The 24,532-nt window shown below is 41.1% G+C and carries 26 protein-coding genes and 1 tRNA gene; 12 read left to right on the forward strand and 15 right to left on the reverse strand.

All coding sequences use genetic code 11. The features are described 5' to 3' along the window. Positions 1-91 precede the first annotated feature (91 nt). The 3 genes from BP74_RS05280 to BP74_RS05290 all read left to right on the forward strand — a co-directional run bounded on the left by BP74_RS05280 (position 92) and on the right by BP74_RS05290 (position 1,968). Positions 92-892: a S1/P1 nuclease gene (locus tag BP74_RS05280; RefSeq protein ID WP_496371792.1), complete on the forward strand. Its 801-nt coding sequence runs from the start codon at positions 92-94 to the stop codon at positions 890-892. 9 nt (positions 893-901) lie between these two features. Further along, positions 902-1,315 carry an ASCH domain-containing protein gene (locus tag BP74_RS05285; protein ID WP_496371794.1) on the forward strand — a complete coding sequence of 138 codons (414 nt, stop codon included), beginning with the start codon at positions 902-904 and terminating at the stop codon, positions 1,313-1,315. Positions 1,316-1,404: 89 nt separating this feature from the next. Beyond that, the gene (locus tag BP74_RS05290) at positions 1,405-1,968 is read left to right on the forward strand and encodes a porin family protein (protein ID WP_496371796.1); all 564 of its coding nucleotides are present in this window, start codon (positions 1,405-1,407) and stop codon (positions 1,966-1,968) included. A gap of 108 nt (positions 1,969-2,076) precedes the next feature. Here BP74_RS05290 and BP74_RS05295 read toward each other — a convergent pair whose 3' ends face one another. Continuing rightward, entirely contained in the window at positions 2,077-2,289 is a 213-nt protein-coding gene (locus BP74_RS05295; RefSeq protein ID WP_496371798.1) for a hypothetical protein, read from the reverse strand. 678 nt (positions 2,290-2,967) lie between these two features. Here BP74_RS05295 and BP74_RS05300 point away from each other — a divergent pair. Next, complete coding sequence (locus tag BP74_RS05300; RefSeq protein WP_496371800.1) at positions 2,968-4,014, forward strand: Gfo/Idh/MocA family oxidoreductase; 1,047 nt, start codon at positions 2,968-2,970, stop codon at positions 4,012-4,014. 85 nt (positions 4,015-4,099) lie between these two features. Further along, complete coding sequence (locus tag BP74_RS05305) at positions 4,100-5,293, forward strand: MFS transporter (protein ID WP_496371802.1); 1,194 nt, start codon at positions 4,100-4,102, stop codon at positions 5,291-5,293. An 11-nt stretch (positions 5,294-5,304) separates the two neighbouring features. Here BP74_RS05305 and BP74_RS05310 read toward each other — a convergent pair whose 3' ends face one another. Next, the gene (locus BP74_RS05310; RefSeq protein WP_496371804.1) at positions 5,305-5,667 is read right to left on the reverse strand and encodes a rhodanese-like domain-containing protein; all 363 of its coding nucleotides are present in this window, start codon (positions 5,665-5,667) and stop codon (positions 5,305-5,307) included. A gap of 230 nt (positions 5,668-5,897) precedes the next feature. On the opposite strand from BP74_RS05310, the gene BP74_RS05315 reads away from it, so the two are divergent. Next, the gene (locus BP74_RS05315) at positions 5,898-6,233 is read left to right on the forward strand and encodes a hypothetical protein (RefSeq protein WP_496371806.1); all 336 of its coding nucleotides are present in this window, start codon (positions 5,898-5,900) and stop codon (positions 6,231-6,233) included. 58 nt (positions 6,234-6,291) lie between these two features. Here BP74_RS05315 and BP74_RS05320 read toward each other — a convergent pair whose 3' ends face one another. Beyond that, entirely contained in the window at positions 6,292-6,786 is a 495-nt protein-coding gene (locus BP74_RS05320; RefSeq protein WP_496371808.1) for a DinB family protein, read from the reverse strand. A 169-nt stretch (positions 6,787-6,955) separates the two neighbouring features. On the opposite strand from BP74_RS05320, the gene BP74_RS05325 reads away from it, so the two are divergent. Continuing rightward, positions 6,956-8,272 carry a hypothetical protein gene (locus BP74_RS05325; protein ID WP_496371810.1) on the forward strand — a complete coding sequence of 439 codons (1,317 nt, stop codon included), beginning with the start codon at positions 6,956-6,958 and terminating at the stop codon, positions 8,270-8,272. A gap of 126 nt (positions 8,273-8,398) precedes the next feature. Here the strand turns inward: BP74_RS05325 and BP74_RS05330 are convergent. The 12 genes from BP74_RS05330 to BP74_RS05385 all read right to left on the reverse strand — a co-directional run bounded on the left by BP74_RS05330 (position 8,399) and on the right by BP74_RS05385 (position 20,757). Next, a tRNA-Arg gene (locus BP74_RS05330) sits at positions 8,399-8,472 on the reverse strand. Between the two features lie 59 nt (positions 8,473-8,531). Continuing rightward, positions 8,532-9,305, reverse strand: a complete 774-nt coding sequence (locus BP74_RS05335; RefSeq protein ID WP_496371812.1) for an SDR family NAD(P)-dependent oxidoreductase — start codon at positions 9,303-9,305, stop codon at positions 8,532-8,534. Positions 9,306-9,314: 9 nt separating this feature from the next. Beyond that, entirely contained in the window at positions 9,315-10,130 is an 816-nt protein-coding gene (locus BP74_RS05340) for a phytanoyl-CoA dioxygenase family protein (RefSeq protein WP_496371814.1), read from the reverse strand. 69 nt (positions 10,131-10,199) lie between these two features. Beyond that, positions 10,200-10,865: a phosphatase PAP2-related protein gene (locus tag BP74_RS05345; RefSeq protein ID WP_496371816.1), complete on the reverse strand. Its 666-nt coding sequence runs from the start codon at positions 10,863-10,865 to the stop codon at positions 10,200-10,202. Between the two features lie 91 nt (positions 10,866-10,956). Next, positions 10,957-12,873, reverse strand: a complete 1,917-nt coding sequence (nagB, locus tag BP74_RS05350) for a glucosamine-6-phosphate deaminase (RefSeq protein WP_496371818.1) — start codon at positions 12,871-12,873, stop codon at positions 10,957-10,959. Between the two features lie 147 nt (positions 12,874-13,020). Continuing rightward, positions 13,021-15,405, reverse strand: a complete 2,385-nt coding sequence (locus tag BP74_RS05355; protein ID WP_496371820.1) for a glycoside hydrolase family 20 protein — start codon at positions 15,403-15,405, stop codon at positions 13,021-13,023. Positions 15,406-15,437: 32 nt separating this feature from the next. Next, entirely contained in the window at positions 15,438-17,315 is a 1,878-nt protein-coding gene (locus BP74_RS05360; protein WP_496371822.1) for a CocE/NonD family hydrolase, read from the reverse strand. A gap of 234 nt (positions 17,316-17,549) precedes the next feature. After that, positions 17,550-17,936, reverse strand: coding sequence for a hypothetical protein (locus BP74_RS05365; RefSeq protein WP_496371824.1), 387 nt, complete (start codon positions 17,934-17,936; stop codon positions 17,550-17,552). Between the two features lie 101 nt (positions 17,937-18,037). Then, positions 18,038-18,424: a hypothetical protein gene (locus BP74_RS05370; RefSeq protein WP_496371826.1), complete on the reverse strand. Its 387-nt coding sequence runs from the start codon at positions 18,422-18,424 to the stop codon at positions 18,038-18,040. 130 nt (positions 18,425-18,554) lie between these two features. Beyond that, positions 18,555-19,268, reverse strand: a complete 714-nt coding sequence (locus BP74_RS05375; RefSeq protein WP_496371828.1) for a pirin family protein — start codon at positions 19,266-19,268, stop codon at positions 18,555-18,557. An 84-nt stretch (positions 19,269-19,352) separates the two neighbouring features. Then, the gene (locus tag BP74_RS05380) at positions 19,353-19,910 is read right to left on the reverse strand and encodes an NADPH-dependent FMN reductase (RefSeq protein WP_496371830.1); all 558 of its coding nucleotides are present in this window, start codon (positions 19,908-19,910) and stop codon (positions 19,353-19,355) included. A 70-nt stretch (positions 19,911-19,980) separates the two neighbouring features. Further along, the gene (locus BP74_RS05385) at positions 19,981-20,757 is read right to left on the reverse strand and encodes a TerC family protein (protein WP_496371832.1); all 777 of its coding nucleotides are present in this window, start codon (positions 20,755-20,757) and stop codon (positions 19,981-19,983) included. A 78-nt stretch (positions 20,758-20,835) separates the two neighbouring features. Between BP74_RS05385 and BP74_RS05390 the strand changes: the two genes are divergently transcribed. The 5 genes from BP74_RS05390 to BP74_RS05410 all read left to right on the forward strand — a co-directional run bounded on the left by BP74_RS05390 (position 20,836) and on the right by BP74_RS05410 (position 24,530). Beyond that, positions 20,836-21,843, forward strand: a complete 1,008-nt coding sequence (locus BP74_RS05390) for a glycosylasparaginase (protein ID WP_496371834.1) — start codon at positions 20,836-20,838, stop codon at positions 21,841-21,843. Positions 21,844-21,888: 45 nt separating this feature from the next. Then, positions 21,889-22,620, forward strand: coding sequence for a copper homeostasis protein CutC (locus BP74_RS05395; protein ID WP_496371836.1), 732 nt, complete (start codon positions 21,889-21,891; stop codon positions 22,618-22,620). Positions 22,621-22,934: 314 nt separating this feature from the next. Continuing rightward, complete coding sequence (locus tag BP74_RS05400; protein ID WP_496371838.1) at positions 22,935-23,375, forward strand: thioredoxin family protein; 441 nt, start codon at positions 22,935-22,937, stop codon at positions 23,373-23,375. Then, positions 23,362-24,315 carry an FAD:protein FMN transferase gene (locus tag BP74_RS05405; protein WP_496371840.1) on the forward strand — a complete coding sequence of 318 codons (954 nt, stop codon included), beginning with the start codon at positions 23,362-23,364 and terminating at the stop codon, positions 24,313-24,315. The genes BP74_RS05400 and BP74_RS05405 overlap by 14 nt, the downstream gene beginning before the upstream one ends. Continuing rightward, a complete protein-coding gene (locus tag BP74_RS05410; RefSeq protein ID WP_496371841.1) occupies positions 24,312-24,530 on the forward strand; it encodes a DUF4266 domain-containing protein in 219 nt (72 codons plus the stop codon). Before BP74_RS05405 ends, BP74_RS05410 begins: the two co-directional genes overlap by 4 nt. Positions 24,531-24,532: the final 2 nt, after the last annotated feature.

Below are 24,532 nucleotides of genomic sequence, written 5' to 3' on the forward strand. Positions count from 1 at the left end.
ATATAAAAAGAGAATATTTATATAATATTAAAGAAGCAGTTGTAGGTAGCTTAAGGTAAACTTTTACTTTTACAGCTCTATTCATTTACCTATGCGCAAAAAATTATTGACCGTACTTCTTTTTACCAGCCTGTTTAGTTATCTCCCTTTTCAATCCATGGCCTGGGGCATGTTAGGTCACAGGATCGTTGGAGGCATTGCTGAAAATTACCTGACAGCTAAAACAAGGCTGGCCATTCGCAATATATTGGGACATGAATCTATCGCCATGGCCAGTAACTGGGCTGACTTTATAAAATCTGATACCAGTTACCGCTATATCAGTCCCTGGCACTATGTGAATTTTGAAAAAGATCTTAGTTATGCTCAAATGCAGGACTACCTGAAAAAGGATACAGCCACTGATGCCTATACAAAATTGAATTTCCTGGTGAAGGAATTACAAAAAAAGAACCTTCAGAAAGACAAAAAGGTCATGTACCTGAAGTTGCTCATACATATTGCAGAAGACATGAGCCAGCCCTTGCATGTGAGCCCTGTTGGGACAACGGGTGGCAATGATATTAAATTGAATTGGTTCAATACACCATCCAACCTGCACAGGGTCTGGGACGAACACCTTATAGAATACCAGCAATTAAGTTATACCGAGTATATAAAAGCTATAAATTTTCCAACGGCTACCCAATTGAAAACCTGGAAAAAGCAACCGCTTGCTGAATGGTTGTATGATTCTTACAGCCAGGCTCAAAAAATTCAAGCGGAAATTTCAGGCACTAATCCAAGGTTGTCTTATGAATACAACTACAATCATGTGCAGCAACTTAATGAACAATTACTGAAGGGTGGTATTCGCCTTGCTGGTTTGCTGAACCGCATTTTCGATAAATAAAATGCTACCATGAAAGTGTTGAGTTTTTTGCAACCCTGGGCCAGCTTAACGGTCATGGGCTTAAAAAAACTGGAAACAAGGTCCTGGTCTACAAAGCACCGGGGGGACCTGTTGATTCATGCAAGCATGGGCCAGTCTGGAGCAATGTTAGCGCTGGAACCTCCATTTTCAAAATACATTACTGATTTTTCAAAATTGCCATTTGGAGCTATTATTGGAAAAGTACAACTCACCGACGTTATAAAAGTGGAATCATTGCATATGTCCGATGCCGTTATCAACCAATTAACAATGGAAGAAAGGGCGTTTGGAGATTATAGCAATGGAAGATATGTATGGGTATTGGAAGAACCATCGCTCTTCAGGAAACCAATTTATATGAAAGGAACCTTAGGATTGTGGAATTATGAACTGGAGATATAGCCGCTTTTTTGACAGAATTGATGGAGATGAATGTCAAATAATGTCAATGGTATTAAAATTGCTGAATCAATAAAAAGAATCAAATAATTATGAATAAAGCCATTATGTTTTTAGTAGCCAGCCTGGTTTCAGTAGCAGGAATTGCACAGCGGGGAAATGTTGAGGTGGGAATAAAAGGTGGTGTAAATCTTGCCGGCTATAATGGCAATATTAATAGCAACAGCTCAAGAACCGGCTTTCATATAGGGGGGCTTGTACATATTCACACCTTAAATCCAAGGCTGGCCATTCAACCTGAAATAGTTTTTTCCACCCAGGGAGCAAGCTTTAACAATGGAACTGACAAAATAGATTATATCAATATTCCATTCCTGCTTCAGTATTTAGGCAGAGGTGGATTAAGACTGGAAACGGGACCACAGGTAGGGGCACTGGTATCGGCCAAGTTTGAAGATAACGATGGGATAGAATATGATATCAAGAACCAGATCAAGCAAAGCGATCTTAGTTGGGCTTTTGGATTAGGGTTTTTATCGCATACCGGCCTGGGTATCGACGCAAGGTATAACCTGGGGTTAAGTGATATAACGAAGGGCAGGGGAGATGTAAAAAATTCAGTATGGCAATTTGGACTGTTCTACCAGTTTCGCTGATAAAGAAAACAAAGGAAAAAGCACCCGGATAAAGAAGCAATAGCAGAACAACAGCGTAAAGAAACATTGACTGAAAGAGATTAAAAGTAGGGTACAGCAATAAACCAATTACAAACCCTGGTAGCCTCCACCGTTATCATCAAAAGAAAATCTTCTGCCTATTCTCTGGCTGAGCTCGTTAAATTTCATTGCAGTAAACTCCATGATCCTGAAGTTATTTATGCTGTTATCCATTTCAGGATAACTGGCATGCAAAAATTCAGAAATAGTTAATGCCCTGGCGGGTAACACTGTTGGTTGCTGGCTGTTTATATTTTTCATAATAATTAAATTCAGGTTGGAGAAACAGTCGAAGACTCAGTGAGCTATTAAAATATCCGCGCTGCAGGTGTAATTATTTCCGACGTAAAAATAATAAGGAGCCCGATGTCCTTACAGCCAGATCTTATTACTCTTTACAATACCGAAGCTTGCATTCAACGCATGGAACCCTTATTGGTAAAGGATCTTAGGCCATTTTCCTACGATGTCCAATCTTTTTTAGTAAAGGTTTTTCAATAAGGGTTTTAACATAATTTAAATATACTTGCATCGTACAGGTAATTGCCAGGCATATAAAAGCAAAAAAAACCCACTGTAGAAACAGCGGGCGCTAACGATTGCTTGCTATATGAATAGAGAAACTTTAGATCAAATTTGGAAAGGTTGATTCTAAGTTTATTGAAAATTCAACCTTTTTATTATTTCTGATGGTGTAAAAATAGATTAGCAGCAGTGTTAGCGCTGGTCAAATTATGGAAGGAAATACAATGTTGAAGTGGCAGGTCAAAATTTAAAACCATTGCCCGTACTGCATTCCATGGAAAACAAGTTACGATGCCCAACCACATGTATATATAAATAATAACTTCATTGCATCAAATGCGGCCTAAGCATTTTTAAAAGATGCTTTCGCAGATAAATGACTGATATATACTCATTACAACTTAAAAACAAGCAATGACTCCCATTAGAACTGCTATACTTTCCTATGGCATGAGTGGAAAGCTCTTCCATGCACCATTTTTACATGTCCATAAGGGCTTTGAATTATATGGAATCTGGGAAAGAACTAAAAATGAAGCCATTGAAAAATACCCGGAAATCAAAACTTTCCGCGTATTGGAAGAACTTCTTTCCGACACCTCAATAGAATTGGTTATTGTCAATACACCCAACATTACTCATTTTGAATATGCCAGGCAGGCACTTCTGGCAGGTAAACATGTAATAGTAGAAAAGCCATTTACAGTTACAGTTGATGAAGCCAAACAGTTAATCATGCTGGCAAATGAAAAGAAAAAGCTACTGTCGGTTTACCACAACCGGAGATTTGACAGCGATTTTAAAACGATCAAAAGAGTACTTAACGATGAGATACTTGGCCATATCAATGAGGCAGAATTTCATTTTGACAGGTTTAGAAATGAATTAAGCCCCAAAACCCATAAAGAGGTTGCTGTAAAAGGTACGGGGGCATTGTATGATCTTGGATCTCACCTCATAGACCAGGCACTGCAGTTATTTGGTTTCCCGGAAGCAGTATTTGCCGATATTAGGATGATCAGAACCAATTCGCAGGTAGATGATTATTTCGAATTGCTATTGTACTACAATAATAAAAGAGTGCGGCTAAAAGCTAATTACCTAGTCAGGGAGCTCTTACCCGGTTATATCATCCATGGATCAAAAGGAAGCTTTATAAAGCAAAGAACGGATGTGCAGGAAAATGCGCTATTACAGAATATATTACCGGGAAGCCCCGGCTGGGGAGTTGAACCTGGAACCGAGAAAGGTTTACTGCATACAGAAATTAATGGTAAGGTTGTACGGGAACAGGTGTCCTCACTTACAGGAAACTACATGGAATATTATAATAGCATCTATGAAGCTGTAAGAAACAATAAGGATGCACCGGTTGCTCCCCTGGACGGTTTACAAGTGATCCGGATCATTGAGGCTGCATTTGAAAGCAATGCAAAAAGAACTGTTGTACCATTAACATAGCATTCTGTATCCGTTAAACTCTTTGTCAGGTTAATTCCGCCAATTTAAATGTTGGCTCCATGGTGCCTTACATTTGCAGGCTTATATGAGAAAAGACACACTCAGGCCATGGCAGGTATTATTCATGGCCTTATGCACGGGATTGATCGTTGCTAATATATATTATTGCCAGCCCCTGGTAGTTTTAATTAGCAAGGAATTTCGAGTGGCTGAAAGCAAGGCCGGCACCATTACATTTTTTACCCAGATCGGTTATGCCCTTGGCTTGTTATTATTTGTGCCCCTTGGCGACATGCTGGAAAAAAGAAAGCAGATCATTTTTACAACCTCTCTCGCAGTTGCCGCATTGATCATGGCAGCATTGTCCACTTCATTGCTGATGCTGAATATTGCCGCTGTTCTCATAGGGTGCACTTCCATTGTACCACAATTGATCCTGCCACTTGCCGCCCACCTTTCACCCGTTCACAAAAGGGGAAAGATCATAGGAACTGTTATGAGCGGGTTATTGATCGGCATCCTATTGTCCAGGTCATTTAGCGGGTTCATTGGTGCCTGGCTGGGCTGGAGGGCTATGTTCTGGATAGCGGCTGCCATTACATCCGTATTACTGGTGGCTATGAGTCTTATATTTCCGAAGGCTGAACCACAGTTTTCCGGGACATATGGTTCACTGATGAAGTCTCTTGTCAGGTTAGTTAAAAGAGAGCCCATACTTAGGGAAGCATCGCTTATCAATGCACTTACCTTTTCATCCTTTGGCATATTCTGGACAACGATGGTTCTATACCTTTCCAATGCACCTTTTCATTTCCAGTCAGACCAGATAGGATTGTTTGGCCTGGCCGCAGTGGCCGGAGCAATGATCGCGCCGCTAATAGGAGGGACTGCAGATACGGGAAACCCGAGGGTGACCATTGGCTATGGTCTTTTGATAATTGGTGGTGCTTTTATTTGTTTTTATACTTTAGGCACCACCGTTACCGGGATGGTGGTGGGAATTATTTTACTGGACCTGGGACAGCAATCCGTGCATGTATCTAACCAGGCGAGGGTATATGCCCTGGAGCCTGCTGCCCGAAACCGCCTGAATACCGTATTCATGACTGTTAGCTTCATCGGCACTTCCCTTGGATCGGCCATAGGTTTGTGGGTCTGGGACAGGGCACAATGGAATGGAATATGTGCTGCAGGAGCAATATCGGTTACACTTGCATTAATAGTTTATAGTGTAACGTATAAGGGCAAACGCATAGTTATTGCCGGCACTTCCAAATAATAACCGGGTCATTATTGTTCAACAGGGGCGCCTGCATCTTTCCATGCTCTCCAGCCCCCGGCCATGGAAAATACATTGGTATAGCCCATCTTCTTGAGATTATAGGCAGAAAGCACACTGCGGAATCCACCGCCGCAATACAGTATAAGCTCCGCGTTTTTATTGGGGACCTTTTCTATGATATCTCTTTCAATTATGCCCCTGCCAAGGTGAATGGCATTGGTAGCATGACCCGCTTCCCATTCATTATCCTCTCTTACATCTATCAGCAAAGCTCCGCCATGTTGTTGCTGCCGTGCTTCTTCCACAGATACTTCTTTTACCTGGTCTTTTACTTCATCTACTAATTGCAGGAATTCCGGTGAGTGTTTCATTCGAACAAAGGTTTTAACTGTTACAGATCCTTGATAGAAAAGTTTCCCAAAGGTAACATTTGGGGTGATGATAATTTTGGCTGAACCTTACGTTTATCCCTGGTACATAACCGGGAATGGTCTGTAAAGCACCTTTCATCCATCTTATCTTCATTATAATCGAAAAAGGAATAACTTAATGTTACCACCACTACTTTTCCTCCTGGGAATAATTCATAAAACGCCTGCTAATGCGAATAATACTATTATTCCTGGTATTTCCTTTAATGGTACATGCCCAGGTAAACCGCTCTGCCAGCCAGCTGGCACATGAAAATATCCAGGACTACCTGAGAGCTAAGCTCTTCAAAGACCAGCCTTATTTTCCCGAAAGTTTTGGTGACCTTAAACCCCTAAAGGAAGATCACTCAGAAACTTCATGGATCATGGAACATAAATTCCAGGTGGCTGAAAAAGTTAGTAAGGGAAGTCTCAAGCCTGTTTCCCAGGATAATCATCCCTATTGGTTCTTTTTTTTCCTGGACAAAAAAATGCGAGTAATCAAAGCTGAGAGCATTCAACAATAACCTCCTCACACAACGCGCACAACAAATAGGGTAGAACCCCTTTTGAACAGGTAATTGCCTAATCATATTTTATTGCCGGGTAACCCAGGAGTCTGCGCCACAATGCCAGCTGACCGATCATATTGGCTTCCCTGTAAATGGTGAAACTGATCAAATCATAATAGGTCATTTTCATTCCACCCATATCCACCTCGCTATCCAGCTTTTGATCATCAATGCTCACCAGTGCATGGCATGCTTCTGGTGTAATACGTTCCCAGTCCTTAAGGTATGCTGCATTGGATGGATATTGCACTCCTGGCTGTATACCCTTATTATTTTTAAACAGGTCTTCGCCGGTTTGTTTCTGGCCGGTTCCTGTTTCTGAAGCCATTAAAAAACGCTGTTGCACCAATGCACCTGCCAGCCATGCGGGGTGATTAGCCTGTGTATTTAACCTGTTATGCATATCTTCTGCAGATATACCATCCAATGCCCTGGTAAAAAAGCGCGTATGATAATCAAACAGGGTAACAAAGCCCTGCATCCTGGTACTGGCAGTATTTGTTTCCATTTTAAAAAATTTATGTTCTATAAAATTACTAAGCCTGGAAGAATTAATAGAGCAGTTTAGACCAATGAAGAGGTGCTATTACATACTTATCTATCAGCACTTTCAATGATAACCGTCATTGTCCTCAGTAAAATATATTATTACATTCATTTTAAAGTTGAAGAACATTATGAAGAAATCTTCTATTCTTCTGCTTCTGCTTATAATAGCACTCCAGGCCTGCCGAAAACAGGATGAACCACTTTCTGTTATATCTGAACCCGATTTTAATATTGTTTATAGCAACTCTGTCTCAAGCCAGGTTTATGCAGCTGCCAGGACTATGGAGGGAGGATATGTGCTTGCAGGAATCGGTAAAAGTTTAACCGGAGATCCTGGCAATTCGGATGCGTGGGTACTCCAGTTAGATATGCAGGGAAAAGTGAAGTGGCAAAAAACATTTGGTGGATCTGCCTTGGACGGTGCTGATGCTATTGCATCCACCAGGGAGGGAGGATTTGCAATTGCAGGATATACCTACAGTACTGATGGCGACATTACAGGTAATCACGGTAACAGTGATGCCTGGGTGGTAAATATTGACCCAAATGGAAATAAAGTATGGCAACATGCATTAGGTGGGTCAGCTAACGATATGGCGGCTTCCATTATAGAAACCTCCGATGGAGGCTTTATACTTGCAGGTCAAACCAGCAGTACTAATGGAGACGTTATTAATAATCATGGAAGCACTGATGCCTTGGTGATAAAGCTTGATAGAAACGGAAATAAACTTTGGCAAAAAACTTTGGGTGGAACCGGTAGTGAAGGAGCATTATCAATTATTGAAAGTTCCGAAGGAGGCTACCTCATGGCCGGCTGGACAAACAGCCAGGATGGGGATGTTAGCGGTTACCACCCAGGCTGGGGAATGAACGTCGGTAGTTTGGATGGATGGGTAGTAAGAATGGATAAAGATGGGAACCTGTTGTGGACCAAAGCATTTGGAGGTAGCCGAAGTGAAATGATATATTCCATCACCACAGGCATGGATCATAGTTATATAATAACCGGTGATACCAAAAGTAACAATGATGGCGATGTGGGTGTTAATCACGGTAATTTCGACACCTGGGTGGTCAATATTGATAAAGAAGGAAAGTTATTATGGCAAAAGTCTCTTGGTGGATCTGATAATGATATATCCTATTTCATTTTACCCACCCAGGATGGTGGTTATATGCTGGCGGGATTAACTTCCAGTAATGATGGTGATGTAAGCGGTAATCATGGTGGGGAAGATGCCTGGTTGGTAAAGTTGGACAAGGTTGGTAACAAGCAATGGCAACGCGCACTTGGTGGATCGGGTGGTGAGGTAGCCCGTGTTGTTTTTCAGCGTGCCAATGGAAGTTACGTGGTGGTGGGAGCTGCCGGCAGTACAGATGGCGACCTTGCCGGCCAGCAAAATGCAGGTGGTCCCTGGATAATTACAATGAAAGCTCAATAAGAATTCTTAAAAAAAATTTTGCCTAATTTAAAATAAGCTCAAGCAATAATTGAAGATTACATTTTCAGCATTATAATAAGTAACAAGCATAAAAAAAGGCTCTACTTTTTGTAGAACCTTTTTTAGTGACCCCGCCAGGATTCAAACCTGGAACCTTTTGATCCGTAGTCAAATACTCTATTCAGTTGAGCTACGGGGCCATTTATTTCGGGTGGCAAATATAGGGGAAAAAATAAAAGGAAACAGTTCGATCAGGATCTTATTGATAAATTTTTGCAGAAGCTTTCTCAATTGTTTTTTTAGGTAACAGCCAGGCCAGTGCCGCGCCTACCTTATTTAAAAATCCTGTAATAACTTCTGTCTTTCCTTTAAACATAGCATTAACAGCAATTTTGGCTACTTCAGCAGGCTTCATATTGAATTTTCCAGCCAGTTCAAGGCCTTTGGCTCCTATGTTGGCACGGTCAACAAAGGAAGTATCTGTAGCCCCCGGGCTAACACAGGTAACCGATACAGTCGTGCCTTTGAGCTCAAGGTGCAAGCCCCTGGAGAACTGCAATACAAACGATTTGGAAGCTGCATAGGCACTTAGAAAGGGAACAGCCTGGTAAGCAGCAGATGAAGCTATATTCAATATATAGGCTCGTGGATGTTTTTTTAAATCTGGCAGGAAATGATATGTCATTTCAACCACCACATTCATATTCAGCTGCATCATATTCAGGTGATCTTCCAGAGAATATTTGTCAAAGGCACCGCTCAAACCATACCCTGCGTTATTTACCAATATATTGACATCATATCCATTTGACCGGCACCAGTTATAAACCTGTTGAGGGGCGTGGGGGGCTGAAAGGTCCAATGAAAGGTAATGGCAGTTCACGCCATATTCATTCCGGATTTTTTCAGAAAGGGAGCGGAGAAGTTCTTCATTCCGTGCCACCAATAAAAGATCCGTTTTTCTTGAGGCTAATTCAAGGGCAATAGATTTCCCTATGCCTTTACTGGCACCTGTGACTAAAGCAAATGACATGTTATAGGATTAATTCTGAACAGTTGACGCAAATCTATGGTAGAATGGTGTCTTGCTGTTTTTATCTTTTGGCATATACTTACCGGTAACAACAGGAACATACATAACACGGCGGCGGCTCTTTTCACCAAAATAAGGTGATTGCTGCACGCGATGCCATAAACGTCCATCATGCACGGTAAGATCGCCAGCCTCTATGTCAAGACCTACTTCACGTGGATCAGGCTTATGGTCGATAAAGTATTTTTTACCAAACAATAAACGAAGCATTCCCTGCTTATGTGTACCAGGAAGCACTCTTAAACCTCCATTCTCAAATGGAACGGTGTCCAGGTGGATTCCTACATTCAGCATGGGCATGATGCGCTGGCCGAGGAAAAGATCACGTGGGCTGTCTGTATGCCAACCCATTTGAGAGAAAGCACTATTAGGCGTGCGTATATAATTATTTAAAACAAGTCCGTCTTTTTCATCCTCACCAATACGGCCTTCGTATGGACGTACGAGGTCAGTTAATGCTTGTAAACGGGGGTCCTGTAAAAATTCATGTAAAATAGGGCTGTGCTGCGATACAAAGCAAAGCCTTTGGATAACTTTATTATCATGCTCGTCCTTTCCAAATTTTAAAGGAATTCCATTGACCTTATCAAGGCCTGCATCCAACCACTCTTTTTCTATTCTCTGTGTTTCTTTAATGAACAGATCTACCACTTCCCTGGTAATGAATTTCTTGAAAATGATCAATCCATTCTTATCGAAGAAACTCAATTGTTCTTCTGTCAATTTATCCGTAAGAGTGTAATTCGGTACTTGCAGTTTGTTCATGGCTTGTACTTTTATTTTCCTTTCAAGGCATTTAAGTGTTAAATCAATTAACCAATCTTCTATAATCTGTTAACGTTCAATCGGTTCTATAATTGATATTGGCTTCGAATTTACAATTTTCTTTGCGATGTAAAAGCAAATGATTGTAAATACCGGTGCAGCAATGACATCAATTGTATAATGTACATGCTGAACCAGCACTAAAAAGCCAATTGCAATAGTACAGAAAAGTGCAATCAGCTTATCAAGTTTTCGACGAAAACTCAAAAAGATTAGACACTGTGCCGATGTATGGCCGGAATAGAATAGGTCCTTTGTTATGAATGACTTACCGTAAAACGAATTGGAGATTGGATCGATAAGCGGTATCAGGTTATGGGGCGGATCAAGGGGTACGAGCGAAATGGTTATAAAACGGCTGAGAGAAAGCAGAATAAACCCATACATGAATGTTAGAAATATCGTGGGGTTCTGCACGCTCCTTACCAGGATGAAAATGGTCATGGACCATATGATGGCAAAAATAGGTATGGAAACATCCCTGGGTTGTAACTGGTCAAGCACCCAGTCATTCAACATGGCTCCATCCCTTAATTCAATATGCTGAAAGAAAAAAGGAAAACTAACAAGTACCACCCCTAATAAAATGATCCCCACGTACAATTTGACCTTAAAGGCATCATCCTTTAAGCTCTCAGCCCATGTAGGTCCCTTATAGGTTGGTGATAGATCCACTTGAAATTTTGTGCAAAATAAAATAATGGCCCTGATAAACATGGCTGCGCCAGATCATACAGGGCACTTTTAATCTTTATTTAGCTTAAAATCAATAACTCCACCGTACAAACGCTTCAATAGCAGCATAATGCGTAAGGCCTAACTGTGCATACAAATCGGCAGTGGCAGCGTTTCTTTCTTCCGCCCTTTGCCAGAACTCCCTCGAATCACTACCCTGGAAAGGAACCATATCTTTTTGCGACTGGTGGATGAATATCCCATAACGCTTTTTCAGGACCTGATCCGGGCTCATGGGCACAGCCATTTCTATTTCATCAATATTCCATTCCTGCCAGGCTCCTTTATATAACCAAAGCCAGCATTGCTTGATCCAGGGATCACCAGCGGCTTTTATTCGCTTTAATGCTTCCAGTACCACATCCAGGCAAACCTTATGGGTTCCATGCGGGTCGGCAAGGTCGCCGGCACAAAACAACTGGTGCGGTTTTATTTCCCGTAATAAAGCTACCGTGAGCTCCACATCTTTTTCACCCATAGGTTTCTTTTCTATGGTTCCTGTTTCATAAAAAGGCAGGTTCTGAAAATGAATGTTCTTTTCAGGTATACCAACATACCTGCAGGTGGCCCTGGCTTCACATCTCCTGATCAGGCCTTTAATAGACCGTATCTGTGGCGTGTCAATGCTATTGGTTTTCTTCCTGGAGAGATAGTTTCTGACTTCATCCAGAATTTTACCAGATCTGTCATTATCGATACCAGCAATTTCCTCAAAACCAACTGCGAAGTCAAGAAACCTGGTAACGAATTCATCTGTTACAGCGATATTACCTGAAGTCTGGTAAGCTACATGCACATCATGACCCTGGTCTTTCAATCGTTGAAAGGTGCCACCCATACTGATGATATCATCATCGGGGTGAGGGGAGAAGATGACAACTCTTTTGGGAAAAGGCTCAGAGCGTTCAGGGTGGGTGGGTAATTGGGCATCGGGTTTGCCACCAGGCCATCCTGTTATAGAGTCTCTTAATAAATAGAAAACCTGCAAATTGATCTCATAGGCATCGCCTTCTTCAACGATAAGGTCTCCCAAACCAAATTCATTGTAATCATTATTGGTGAGCGAGAGAATAGGCTTTTTAAGCTTCAGTGCCATGTTTACCACGGCTTTTTTGATCATTGCCGAAGTCCATTCTATTTCTCCTGTTAGCCAGGGCGATTTGAACCGGGTGAGATCAGATGCGGCCACCTGGTCCACGATGAATGTACAATCGCTATGCTGCTGTAATAAACTGGCAGGCACGCTTTCACTAACAGCACCTTCCACAGATCGTTGAATGACCTCGGATTTGGCAGGACCCCAGGCGAGTAATATAATACGCTTGGCTTTTAAGATGGTGCTGATGCCCATCGTAATGGCCAGCCTAGGCACCTCAGAGATATTGGCAAACTCATATGCATTGGCCAGGCGTGTAGAATTCTCAAGGTTAATGAGCCTTGTCCTGGAGTAAATGCTGGAACCGGGTTCGTTAAATCCAATATGTCCATTGTTTCCAATGCCCAATACCTGGAGGTCAATACCTCCGGCTTCTTCTATCTTTTTTTCATATTCGGCACAGTGCTTTTTGATCTCTTCTTTTGGCAATTCACCGTTGGGCAGGTTGACATTGTCCTGATCAATATCGATATGATCAAATAAATGCCTGTGCATATAATTATTATAACTCTGCCAGGCATCTTTTTCTATAGGATAATATTCATCGAGGTTGAATGTGATGACATTTTTAAAACTTAGTCCTTCCTCTTTGTGCATGCGCACCAGTTCTACATACAGGCTTTTGGGTGTTGATCCTGTAGCCAGCCCTAATACACAATTCTCATTTCTTGATTGTTTATCACGGATAAGTCTTGCGATTTCTGCGGCTGCAAATTTTGATCCTTCTACTGCACCATCAAAGATCTTTACCGGAATTCTTTCAAACGCGTCTATTAAATTAATATCTGTCATTTCAAATCAAACATTGGTTTTGGCTGCTAAAGATACGGGTGTAGAAATATTTTTCTGTGTTCGCATCCTATTGTTGCCCACCTGCAAAAAATGTCATTCCTGTGAATAGCAATGATTTTGCAACGTTGTGCAATCGTTTGCCTATTTTTAAAATACCTGGATCTCGTCTGCAAATAACCACGCTTTATTTCCTGCACCAGCCTGGCCATCAGGAATATCTCCATAGTTCTTTGCGATAAATTTTATGTACCTGGCATTGGTTGGAGCAAATGTTACGGTGATCCAACCCATAGTCAATGTATCAGTTTTAAATTCGGTGGATCTTCCCTGGCTTGTAAAATTCTTTCCATCAGTTGAGACCATTACTTCAACATGTTTTGGCAGATAGATCCAGCTTCCATTTTGTTCCAGCGTGTGCATTCTTACACTTGAAACAGATTGGATTTTTCCAAGGTCTATCGTTGCTTCCAGGTCATCACCTACCCAACCCATCCAATCAGGGTAGCTTAAACCTTTATCAGAGTATACTCCATTCACGAGGCTAAAACTACCGCTTTGACCAGGGTACTTACTATTAGGAAGTGTTTGAATGCTGATTGGTTTGCCTGTTGCCTTGTTTACAAAATATTCCACCTTAATAGCCCGGCCAATCAGTTTATCCTTTTCGGATTTTGCCATAGGTTTTTTGGATACCTGTTGAGCGCTATATATTCCAGGAGCACTGAGTAAAAAACTGGTGCTATCAGTAGAAAAATAGTGAACGCTATTGCCTGGTCCTGAAATCTTGACTATAGTGTTTCTTTTTTTAGGGACTATAATCCAATTTACCGTATTGTTTGAGCCAGGTTTTAATTGAGCATCAAGATCATAATATGCCTGGCTGTAATTAGATCCCCATGATTCGTAACGCCTGAACTGCAGTGGAAGGCGGGCCTCAAACTTGCTCCATGACCTCGAGTCCTTAGGACTCCACAGAACTTCTGAAAGGGCACTCATACGGGGAAAGATCGTGTATTCCACCCTGGAAGGATAGTGTATATATTCCGTCCAGACATTTGCCTGCGCTCCTTTGACGTATTGCGATTCAGTGCTATCCAATTCAGCGGGAATAGGCTCATATTTATAAACAGTTTCCAATGGTACATATCCACCAATGGTTATGGAATCTTCATTCCTTGACTGTGAATGATCAAAGTACACATACTCACCTGGAGTCATGATCACATTATGGTGTTGCTTTGCAGCATCAATGCCACCTTTTTCACCTCTCCAGCTCATTACCCAGGCATTGGGGGCCAAACCACCTTCCAGGATCTCATCCCAGCCTATTAGAGTGCGGCCTTTTTCATTCAGGTATTTTTCCATTCTTTGAATAAAATAACTCTGTAACTCATGTTCGTTGGCAAGACCTTCTTTTTTCATCCTTGCCTGGCATTGTGGACAACGCTTCCAGTTGGATTTGGGACATTCATCACCTCCCACATGAATGTATGTTGAAGGGAACAATGGCAGCACTTCGTCTATTACGTCCTGCAAAAATTGAAAAGTTGAATCTTTACCCGCACAAAAAACATCATCAAATACACCCCATGTCTCCTGCACTTTTTTTCCTCTGGTAGATTTGCTCAACTCAGAAGGATGGGAGGGTATGATGGTTTCTTCCATAGGGAAACAACTTAACCAGGGATAGGAAGCAATAGCCGCAGAAGCATGCCCCGGCATTTCAATCTCTGGTATAACTGTTATATGCCGGTCGGTAGCATATTGAACAATGTCCTTCACTTCTTCCTGAGTATAAAATCCACCATAGTGCGTATTGTCATTACCCGTGCCCGGATATCGCCCGATGATCGTCCCGTTTCTATATGCACCTACCTTTGTCAACAGGGGATATTTTTTGATCTCTATGCGCCAGCCCTGGTCGTCAGTCAAATGCCAATGGAAAAAATTCATTTTATGCAAGGCTAGATAGTCAATGTACTTTTTAATAAATGATATGGGAAAGAAATGCCGAGCCACGTCAAGGTGCATTCCCCTGTAATTAAACCTCGGGTAATCTTTAATTGTTACATAGGGTACTGTCAGAGACTGACCAGTCTTTATTTTTGTTTTACCCGGATCAACACCATTCACCGGAAGTAATTGAATCAGGCTTTGGATGCCATAAAATGTGCCCGCATAAGTATCACCTTCAATGAGGATACCGTTTTTATTGACCTCAAGAGAATACGCATCCTTGTCCGGGGCTTTAATAAATTTTCTTGTCGTTAATTGTATGGATCCTTTGACCGTCTTTTTTGAAACTGGTAAACTAAAACCATATACCTTTTTCAGGTAGCTATTAAAAAATTGAATGGCTTTACCATCTTCCGCATCATTGGCAACAAGCACTGTTTTGGGAGAAATAATAAAATTACCTTTCAGTATGCTCATACTTACAGGTTGCGGAATGATCAAATTATTTTGTGCAGTGCCAACAACTCCGGATAATAACGCGAACAAAAAAAGGAGAGACTTAATGTTGATTCTCATAATAAAGGTTCAATATTTATTAATAGGTGGCCTTATTTCATAACTGGTACACCGATGCCGGATGGATAGCTGGATGAATGGTAGATTTTGATATCCGCTTTTTGAAAATCTGCATCATTGGCTTCATAAATATTCACGAACCTCTGTGGATTTCTGTCTGCCAGTGGAAACCAACTGCTTTGAATCTGCACCATGACCCGGTGTCCTTTTTTAAATGTATGTGCAATATCCGGTAAGGAAAAGCTGACCTCTTCCACTTTACCCGGCTTGAATGGTTCTGGCTTTTCAAAAGACTTTCTGAATTTCCCCCGCATTATTTCTCCTCTCACCAGCATTTGATATCCCTGCATAGGATAAGAAGGTAGGGATGGTTGATCAGCATAGCTGAAATTATCTGGAAAAACATCTACCAGTTTTACCACAAAATCTGCATCTGTTGTTGATAAAGAAGCAAATAAATGTGCATTTAATGGCCCTGCAAGTGTCAGGTCATTTTCCAATACAGGTGTTTCAAATACAATAACATCCGGCCTGCGGGCGGCAAACCGCTGATCGTCGGTCATATATTCACGTGTTCTGTCTGCATGAACATCTTCAGTATAGGGAACAGGTTTGGAAGGATCACTGGTATATCCGGTGTAAGGCATTCCAATTGTTGGCTTTTCCCAACCAAGCTTACCATTGGGTTGAAGGTATAATTCCTGTTGAGCGGTATTAGCCGGGGGCCAGTGTTGCAGTTTATGCCAGGCATTTTCGCCAGTAAAAAAAACTGTTGCTTCAGCAAGGTCTTTTACTGATCCTTTATCTTTCAGATAATAATTGAAAAAAGGTACTTCCACATTATCCTGGTACCATTCAGAAGTTTTAGCATCCCAACGAATATTTCCTAAACTGCTGCCATTTCCACGACCTCCCCATTGACCATGAAACCATGGACCCATGACCAGCTTATTATTATTTTTTGACTTGGATTCGATGGCCTTATATAAGTTCCAGGCACCAAAGCAATCTTCAGCATCAAACAATCCGCCCACTACAAGGGTATTGGTAGATGAGGGAATCTCTTGTACAAAATTCCTGGTGTTACGGGCTTTCCACCATTCATCAAGATTAGGATGTGCCATCAATTCATTCCAGAAGGGTATGGTTTCAGGCATCAGCTTCGTAAGGTTTTTCAGGGCTCCTGTACGCAGGTAAAAATCGTAATTATCAGCGCCCGGCATGGCATAACCAGGAAGGCCGGACATGGAGGGCTTTACACGTGGTCTGCCAAAACCTGAATAGAATGAGAATGCATCCATGGCCATGAACACACCATTATGATGAAAATCATCACCCATAAACCAGTCGGTGACCGGTGCCTGCGGGCTCACGGCCTTCACCGCCGGATGCCCGCTCAATGCTGCCATGGTGGAATAAAAACCAGGGTAAGAAATTCCAAACACACCCACACGGCCATTATTTCCTGGCACATTTTTTACCAACCAGTCAACAGCATCATAGGTATCACTGGCTTCATCAACCTGGTTGCCTTTTTTATCTGCAATAAAAGGCCGCACATCGATATAATCCCCTTCACTCATGAATTTTCCTCTTACATCCTGTACCACCATGATATAGTTCTCACGCATATACAGCCTGTAATAGCTGTTCCAGAAACCTCCAGGAAAGTTTGCTTCTCCGTATGGTCCTGCGGTATAGGGAGTGCGCTTCATTAATATGGGGTGCTTTTCTGAGCTGTCTTTTGGTATGTAGATCGCCGTGAAAAGTTTATTGCCATCCCGCATCGGGATCATCTTTTCAATTTTGTAATAGTTATCCTTTACCCAGGCACTGTCAAGTGTATTGGTTTGGGCAGAACAAAAAGTAGATATTACAAGAAAAAAATAGAGTGTGGAAAATGCCTTCATAATTTGAATTGAAAGCACCTAAGTTATTGATTTATCAATTTCAGAAAGATAAGAACAGGTAACTTGTATTGTTCAATCAGCTATAAGCTAATGCTATAGCAGCTTTCAGGGAAGTGTAGATTCAACAATAATTATTTGATTTCAAAAATGTCAGACCTGTAGCAGTAGCATATTAGGGGAGATGCAATATTATTGCTTTAAAAATACAGGCTCAAAGATTAGTTCTATTTAAACTTACATCCATTCAGTTTCAAAATGCCTGAAATCAGTTTTTAATTTTTTATATAATTTTCGAAAAGTCATTACTTCTTCTCTAAGGTCTGAATGATTGTCCATTCGAACGCTTTCAATAACACCACCCGAAAGATCATAAACAAATGCGGCTAATTGTCTTTCACTAATATTGAGCTTGTGTTTTAAAATATCGATGACTTCTTTCTGACAAATAAATTGATTTTGAAAGTGCTCGATCTGAACCTGTACATCCTGCTTGGTATTTCTTGAAACCAGTTCTTCCAGGTGACTTTCAAATATCTTGATTTCTTCCTTGTAAAAGATCAATTCACGAACCCATAACTGGTATTCCAGGTGAAGGCTACGGATAGAAACGGTCTGGTACATAATGTCCGGTTTAATTATGTAAAGCAACTATTTAGTCAACCCCCTTCAACTGACCATTGTTGGCAATTATTATGATTGTTGTCAATTGCATCTGCCAGTAGCTAATAAAGCTCCGTTTCAAACTTTTTAAATTTAATTTTCAACGCTTCATAAGCATTTTTGAAACCAGTAATTGTATCCCTGAACTGGTAATGGTCGGCCACGATAACCTTATCAAGATCGGCTGAACGTTCTGACTTTGCGTACATGGACATTTTAGCCCCGGCGCTTAACAATTCATTTTCCATATTGGTGATCAGGTCGCCAAAGCGCGCAAACTGGTTTTGGAAAAACATGGCCTCGTCAGACTCCTGTAAACTGGTATTACGTAATATTAATCCATCCAGGTGCTTTTGAAATATTTCATTTTCATCCCGGTAAAATCGTAGTTCATTCAGCCAGAGTTGGTTGTCAACATGCGCCTGTGTAAATGTATTTTGCTGTTCCATATACAGATCTTTAATATCAAAGTTGCACATCTTTTTTAGGGAAAAGTTTCAAAGTCCCATTACTTCTAAGAATGGAAAAGCCTGTTTAAGACTAAACAGGCTCTTATTAAACTCTGAAAACTTAGTTAGGTTAAATCATTGGGACTTCCATCAATAAAATTTCAGAAGGTGTATGGGCATGAATTGTAAATGAGTCTGAGTCACTAATTCCAAGTCCATCCCTTTGGTTCAATTCTGTTTCGCCTACTTTCAAATTACCTTCCAAAACAAAGGCATATACACCATTTCCTTTCTTTTTGATTGCATACGTTATTTCTTTTCCTGCATCCAGCTTCGATAGGTGAAACCACGCATCCTGGTGCACCTGCACACCGCCCTCATTGCTTCCAACAGGTGAAACAATTGTTGCTAGCTTGTTTTGTTTTTCCTCTGTTCCAATGCTTTTTTGATCATACCGCGGCTGAACGTTTTTCTTATTTGGAAATACCCAGATTTGAAGGAATTTCACTTGCTTATCGGAGTTTTTGTTTTTCTCCGAATGAATGATGCCTGTACCCGCACTCATCACCTGCACATCTCCTTGTTTGATGACCGCTGTTGTACCCATGTTGTCACCATGTTCAAGGTCTCCTTCGAGTGGAATGGAAATAATTTCCATGTTATCATGTGGATGTTTTCCAAATCCCATACCTGGGGCTACCGTATCATCATTCAATACACGTAAGGCGCCAAAATGAACTCTTTCAGGATCATGATATCCTGCAAAAGAAAATGTATGCCAGGAGTCAAGCCATCCATGATTGGCATGGCCTCTTGTGTTGGCTTTATGTAAAATAGTTGTCATGATAATTCATTTTATTGTTTGTCTGGTAATAACACAAAGGATGAATTGAAATCCGGGTTACGTCCTGATTATCATCAGTACTGTTTATGCAGTAACTTTCTCAGTTACCAATTTTTCAGACAGCCAGATAAATTCTGTAAGGAAAGTATCAATAGCTTTTTGAAAGGTTGGGTCTGTCAGATTTCCATCGACATCAAATTTTTTATCAACATGGGGTGTTAAGAGCATATAGGGGGAAGCTATTCCAAACAAGGCCATGATAAACTGTTGCAATTGCATGGCTGCACGTACACCACCTAATGCGCCCGGTGAAGCTGTTGCCAGACCAAAAACCTTATGATGTTGTTTAGGAAAATGATCAAACATATTTTGCATGGCAGGAGAATAGCTACCATTGTATTCGGGAGTTACTATAATAAAAGCATCAGCAGCGAACATCCTGCCTGCTAATTCTTTGTACTTCTCGGGTGTATCCTCTACAGTGGTAAAGACTTTTTGAACGCCAGGCATAGGATATTTCCTGATATCTATCAAACCAACCTGGTGGTTTGTATTTTCTGTCAATTCTTTTTCAAGGAATAAGGCTAACCTGTTAGTGGCACTATTTTGCCTTGGGCTGCCCGATATTATTTCAATTTTCATACTTTGTTTTTAGTAACAGTGTTTAAACATCAAACCTGGTGCCCAACTACAGTAGCTGACTAAATGACACTTACAACTCTGTATCATTCAAATTGATCTGCTGCCTGTTTTTTCTAAGGCGCATATTAATAAGCTCTACTATAAGACTAAAGGCGATAGCGGAATATATATAGCTCTTATTAATATGCTGGTGAAATCCTTCTGCAACCAACATCATTCCAATCATAATTAAAAAAGCGAGAGCAAGGATCTGTAGTGTTGGGTGTTTGTTAATAAACCGGCTTATGGCTCCTGAGAAAAAGATCATAATAAGCATCGAGATAACCACTGCCAGTATCATAATGAGTACATTATCTACCAGTCCAATGGCTGTTAAAATAGAATCGAAAGAAAAGACGGCATCCACCAGCACAATTTGAATGATCACAGATCTAAAGGCCGATGGAGCAATGGTACCATGAGGCTTACTTGCGACATTCAGCTTTTGGTGTATCTCAAGTGTGCTCTTGAAAATAAGGAATATACCCCCGGCAATCAGTATGATATCTTTCCAGCTGATTCCAATTGCCTCTCCATCGTCTTTAATAAATGGAATGGTGAACAACGGAGTAGTGAGCTTTATGATCCAGGTAATGGTTAACAACAGGAAAATCCTGAATACCATAGCCAGTAACAGCCCTAATGTTCTTGCTTTCCCCTGCTGATGTTCAGGTAGCTTATTGGATACAATGGATATGAAAATAATATTATCAACCCCAAGAATGATCTCAAGTGCAGTCAATGTCAATAATGCGGTAAGTATTCCCGGGTCACTAAAATTTGGCAATTCAAAAAGTAGAATCATCATCTGGTTGTTTGGTTATTCTTAAAATTCAATAGTTTCACAGTTCCCTATTATTTAATACAAACATCGTATAATAAAAATATGTTCACACGTAGAAAATTCTTACACACATCGGCATTGAGCTCTTTGGGAATTGTATTAAAAAATCCAATTGTTCCGGGGGATAGCCGGTTTACTGTCAAAAATAACCCGATCGTGATTTCTACCTGGGCGCCTAATGTTAAAGCGAACACAGAAGCATGGAAAATATTAGGAGTAGGAGGTAAGGCATTGGATGCAGTGGAAGCGGGTGTTCAGATTCCGGAAAGCGATCCCACAGATCAAAGCGTGGGATATGGTGGTTTGCCTGACAGGGATGGTAAGGTAACGCTTGATGCCTGTATCATGGATGGAAATGGAGATTGTGGTGCAGTAATGTTTTTGGAAAGCATCATGCATCCCATTAAGATTGCAAGACTGGTAATGGAAAAAACACCGCATGTGCAATTAGTTGGTGAGGGCGCCCTGCAGTTTGCACTCGCCAACGGCTATAAAATGGAGAACCTCCTGACACCTGAGAGTGAAAAGGCCTATAAAGAATGGCTCAAAAATTCCAGGTATGACCCAATGACCATTCCTAAATTACTGGAGCAAAAAAATGAACCCGGGCAAATAAACAACCATGATACCATTGGCATGATCGCCATGGATGCAAACGGTGGCCTGAGTGGTGCCTGCACTACCAGCGGGATGGCATATAAGATGAGGGGAAGAGTGGGCGACTCCCCGATTATTGGAGCAGGATTGTTTGTAGATAGTGATGCAGGAGCAGCGACTTCAACCGGAGTAGGAGAAGAAGTGGTACGTATCTGCGGTTCTCATACCGTTGTAGAGTACCTGCGCCAGGGAATGAATCCGGAGCTAGCCTGTAAAAAGGCGGTAGAACGCATCATAAAAAAAAGGGGCAATCGTGCTAAAGACCTGCAGGTAGGATTTATAGCAATGAATACTAAAGGTGAATTTGGAGGTTATGCACTTCAAAAAGGATTTACCTATGCCGTTCAAACGAAAGCAGGTAGTAAGGTCTTCCATTCCAGGAGCATATATTAATTGATAGTAATTCTAATCAAACCAGTTTCATTTAAATTATAAACTGTGCATTTTATACTTGAAATAGCCACCAATGATTTTGTCACCACGAAGGCGGCCGTGGATGGCGGGGCTGACCGTATTGAATTATGTGCCGCACTCTCTGAAGGAGGTATAACTCCATCGTATGGCATGATCCGTAATTGCAGGGAAGCATTTACCACCCAGTTATTTCCTATCATCAGGCCCAGAGGTGGTGATTTCCTGTATACAGAACAGGAGTTCATGGTAATGATGGACGATGTAAAAAAATGTAAAGAATTAGGTTGCGATGGGTTGGTTATAGGCTTGCTAAACAAAGATGGAAATATTGACACGGAAAGAACTGCCAGGTTGATAGAGGAAGCCTATCCGCTTAGGATCACATTTCACAGGGCATTTGACAGGTGTGATGATCCATTCCTGGCGATGGAACAATTGATAAAACTTGGATGTGAAAGAATTCTGACCTCTGGTCAAAAACCCAATGTTATGGATGGACTGGACCTTGTCACGCAACTGGTTACTGCTGCAAATGGCAGGATCATCATCATGCCGGGTAGTGGTGTGCGAAAGGAAAATATCGGGGAACTGGCCCGGAAAACAGGCGCCATAGAATTTCATTCATCACTGAGGGGAAAAGCATCCTCGCAAATGGAATTTATTCATCCTGCGTTTGCGGATAGTGTTGAAAGCTATACCAATCCAGCGCTGTCACCAATAGATGTATCAGATCTGCGAACAGCATTAAATTCTTAATAAGTTCTAAATAAAACCTATGATATAAGTTAAGCCTTGTTAAATAACAGGGCTTAGTCTTTTTATAACGAAATCCTACACTTTTCTGGCGTAATATTACGTTATAGACATGCACATGATCCGAAACATAATACCCTCCATTTATTTTTTCACCATTCCAAAAAGATTTTAATGCTAAGACGATTATTATCACTTTTATTAGGCTATCGCAGACCCAGGCCAGCCTATGCATTAGTCCCTAAGCCTAACCCTAACAATAAGATACCTCAAAAAAGATCCAATTAACCATATTCTTCATCCTAAATTGATTAACCATGAAAATTCTTCTGGCAGTTTTACTAAGTTCCATGTTATCGGGCTCTTCATTATGGCTTTCTAATATAGACCAGGCTAAAAAAGAAGCCACAGAGTCACATAAGAATATACTGGTCAATTTTTCTGGCTCAGACTGGTGTGGACCATGTATACGGATGCACAAAGAGATTTTTGAATCTGAGGCATTTACCAAATATGCTTCTGGCAATCTTGTATTGGTGAATGCTGACTTCCCCCGTCTTAAAAAGAACCAGTTATCTAAGGAACAAACAAAATTGAACGAATCATTAGCTGATAAATATAATCCTGGGGGAAAATTCCCTTACACGGTATTGTTAGATCCTAATGGTAAGGTTATAAAATCCTGGGAAGGTTATGCTCCCATTAGCCCTGATACTTTCATTGAGGACGTAAACAGCGTTGCTCATGGAGCCCGCTAATTTAACAGAAAATAATCTCTATAAAAAGATACTGAAGCTGATGGGCAACCGTTTTGAAATTACGGTTGTCCATACAGACCAATCCTTTGCTGATGAATGTATTGAAGCCGCAGTAGCTGAGATCAGCCGCATTGAACAATTACTGACCACTTTTAAAGATTCCAGCCAGACAAACCAGGTGAATGCCATGGCAGGCATCAGACCTGTACAGGTAGATAAAGAAGTTTTTGAATTAATTTATCGTTCCAAAAAGATTTCCCGCCTCACCCAGGGAGCATTTGATATCAGCTATGGTTCCATCGATAAAGCCTTCTGGAACTTTGATACTACCATGACCTCATTGCCGGATGCCCAAAAAGCCAAACAATCTGTAAGGCTGATCAATTACAATAATATAATACTTGACGAGAAAGAAAGTACCATCTTTCTAAAGGAGAAGGGTATGCGTATAGGCTTTGGAGGTATTGGTAAGGGTTATGCCGCAGACCGTGCCAGGCAGGTGCTTATAGAAAAAGGCATTTTGAATGGAGTGGTTAATGCGGCTGGAGATCTAACTACGCTGGGTAACCAACCTAACGGACAGCCATGGACGGTTGGTATTGCAGACCCGGATACAAAATATCATCCTTTTTCCCAGTTGGCTATCAGCAATAAAGCAGTAGCAACTTCGGGGAACTATGAAAAGTTTGTCATCATTGGAGGGAAGAAATATTCACATACTATTGAGCCCAAAACTGGTTTCCCGGTCTCTGGCATTAAAAGTGTTACGATAGTTAGTCCCAGTGCAGAACTGGCTGATGCCATGACAACACCTGTAATAGTGATGGGTATAAAAGCGGGACTGGATATGATCAACCAGTTAAAAGAACTGGCTTGCATCATTATTGATGATAACAATAAATTGTACACTTCAAACAATGTAAAAATAACCGATATATGAAATGGCAAGCGATAGGCATATGTCTTTTAATAGGTTCAGCTTTGTTCACCTCGTGCCAGTCTGTAAAAGAATACCAGAAGAACAAGATCAATGATACGGAAATGGAGTTGTCAGCTCGCAAAGTGCAGAAGTTTGAAATGAACTTCCAGGTGTATAGAGAAGGAGCCTCCGGTGCCAATGGCGGTAAGACGGGTGGTGGATGCGGATGTAATTAATT

This window comes from Flavisolibacter ginsengiterrae DSM 18136 (assembly GCF_059568575.1).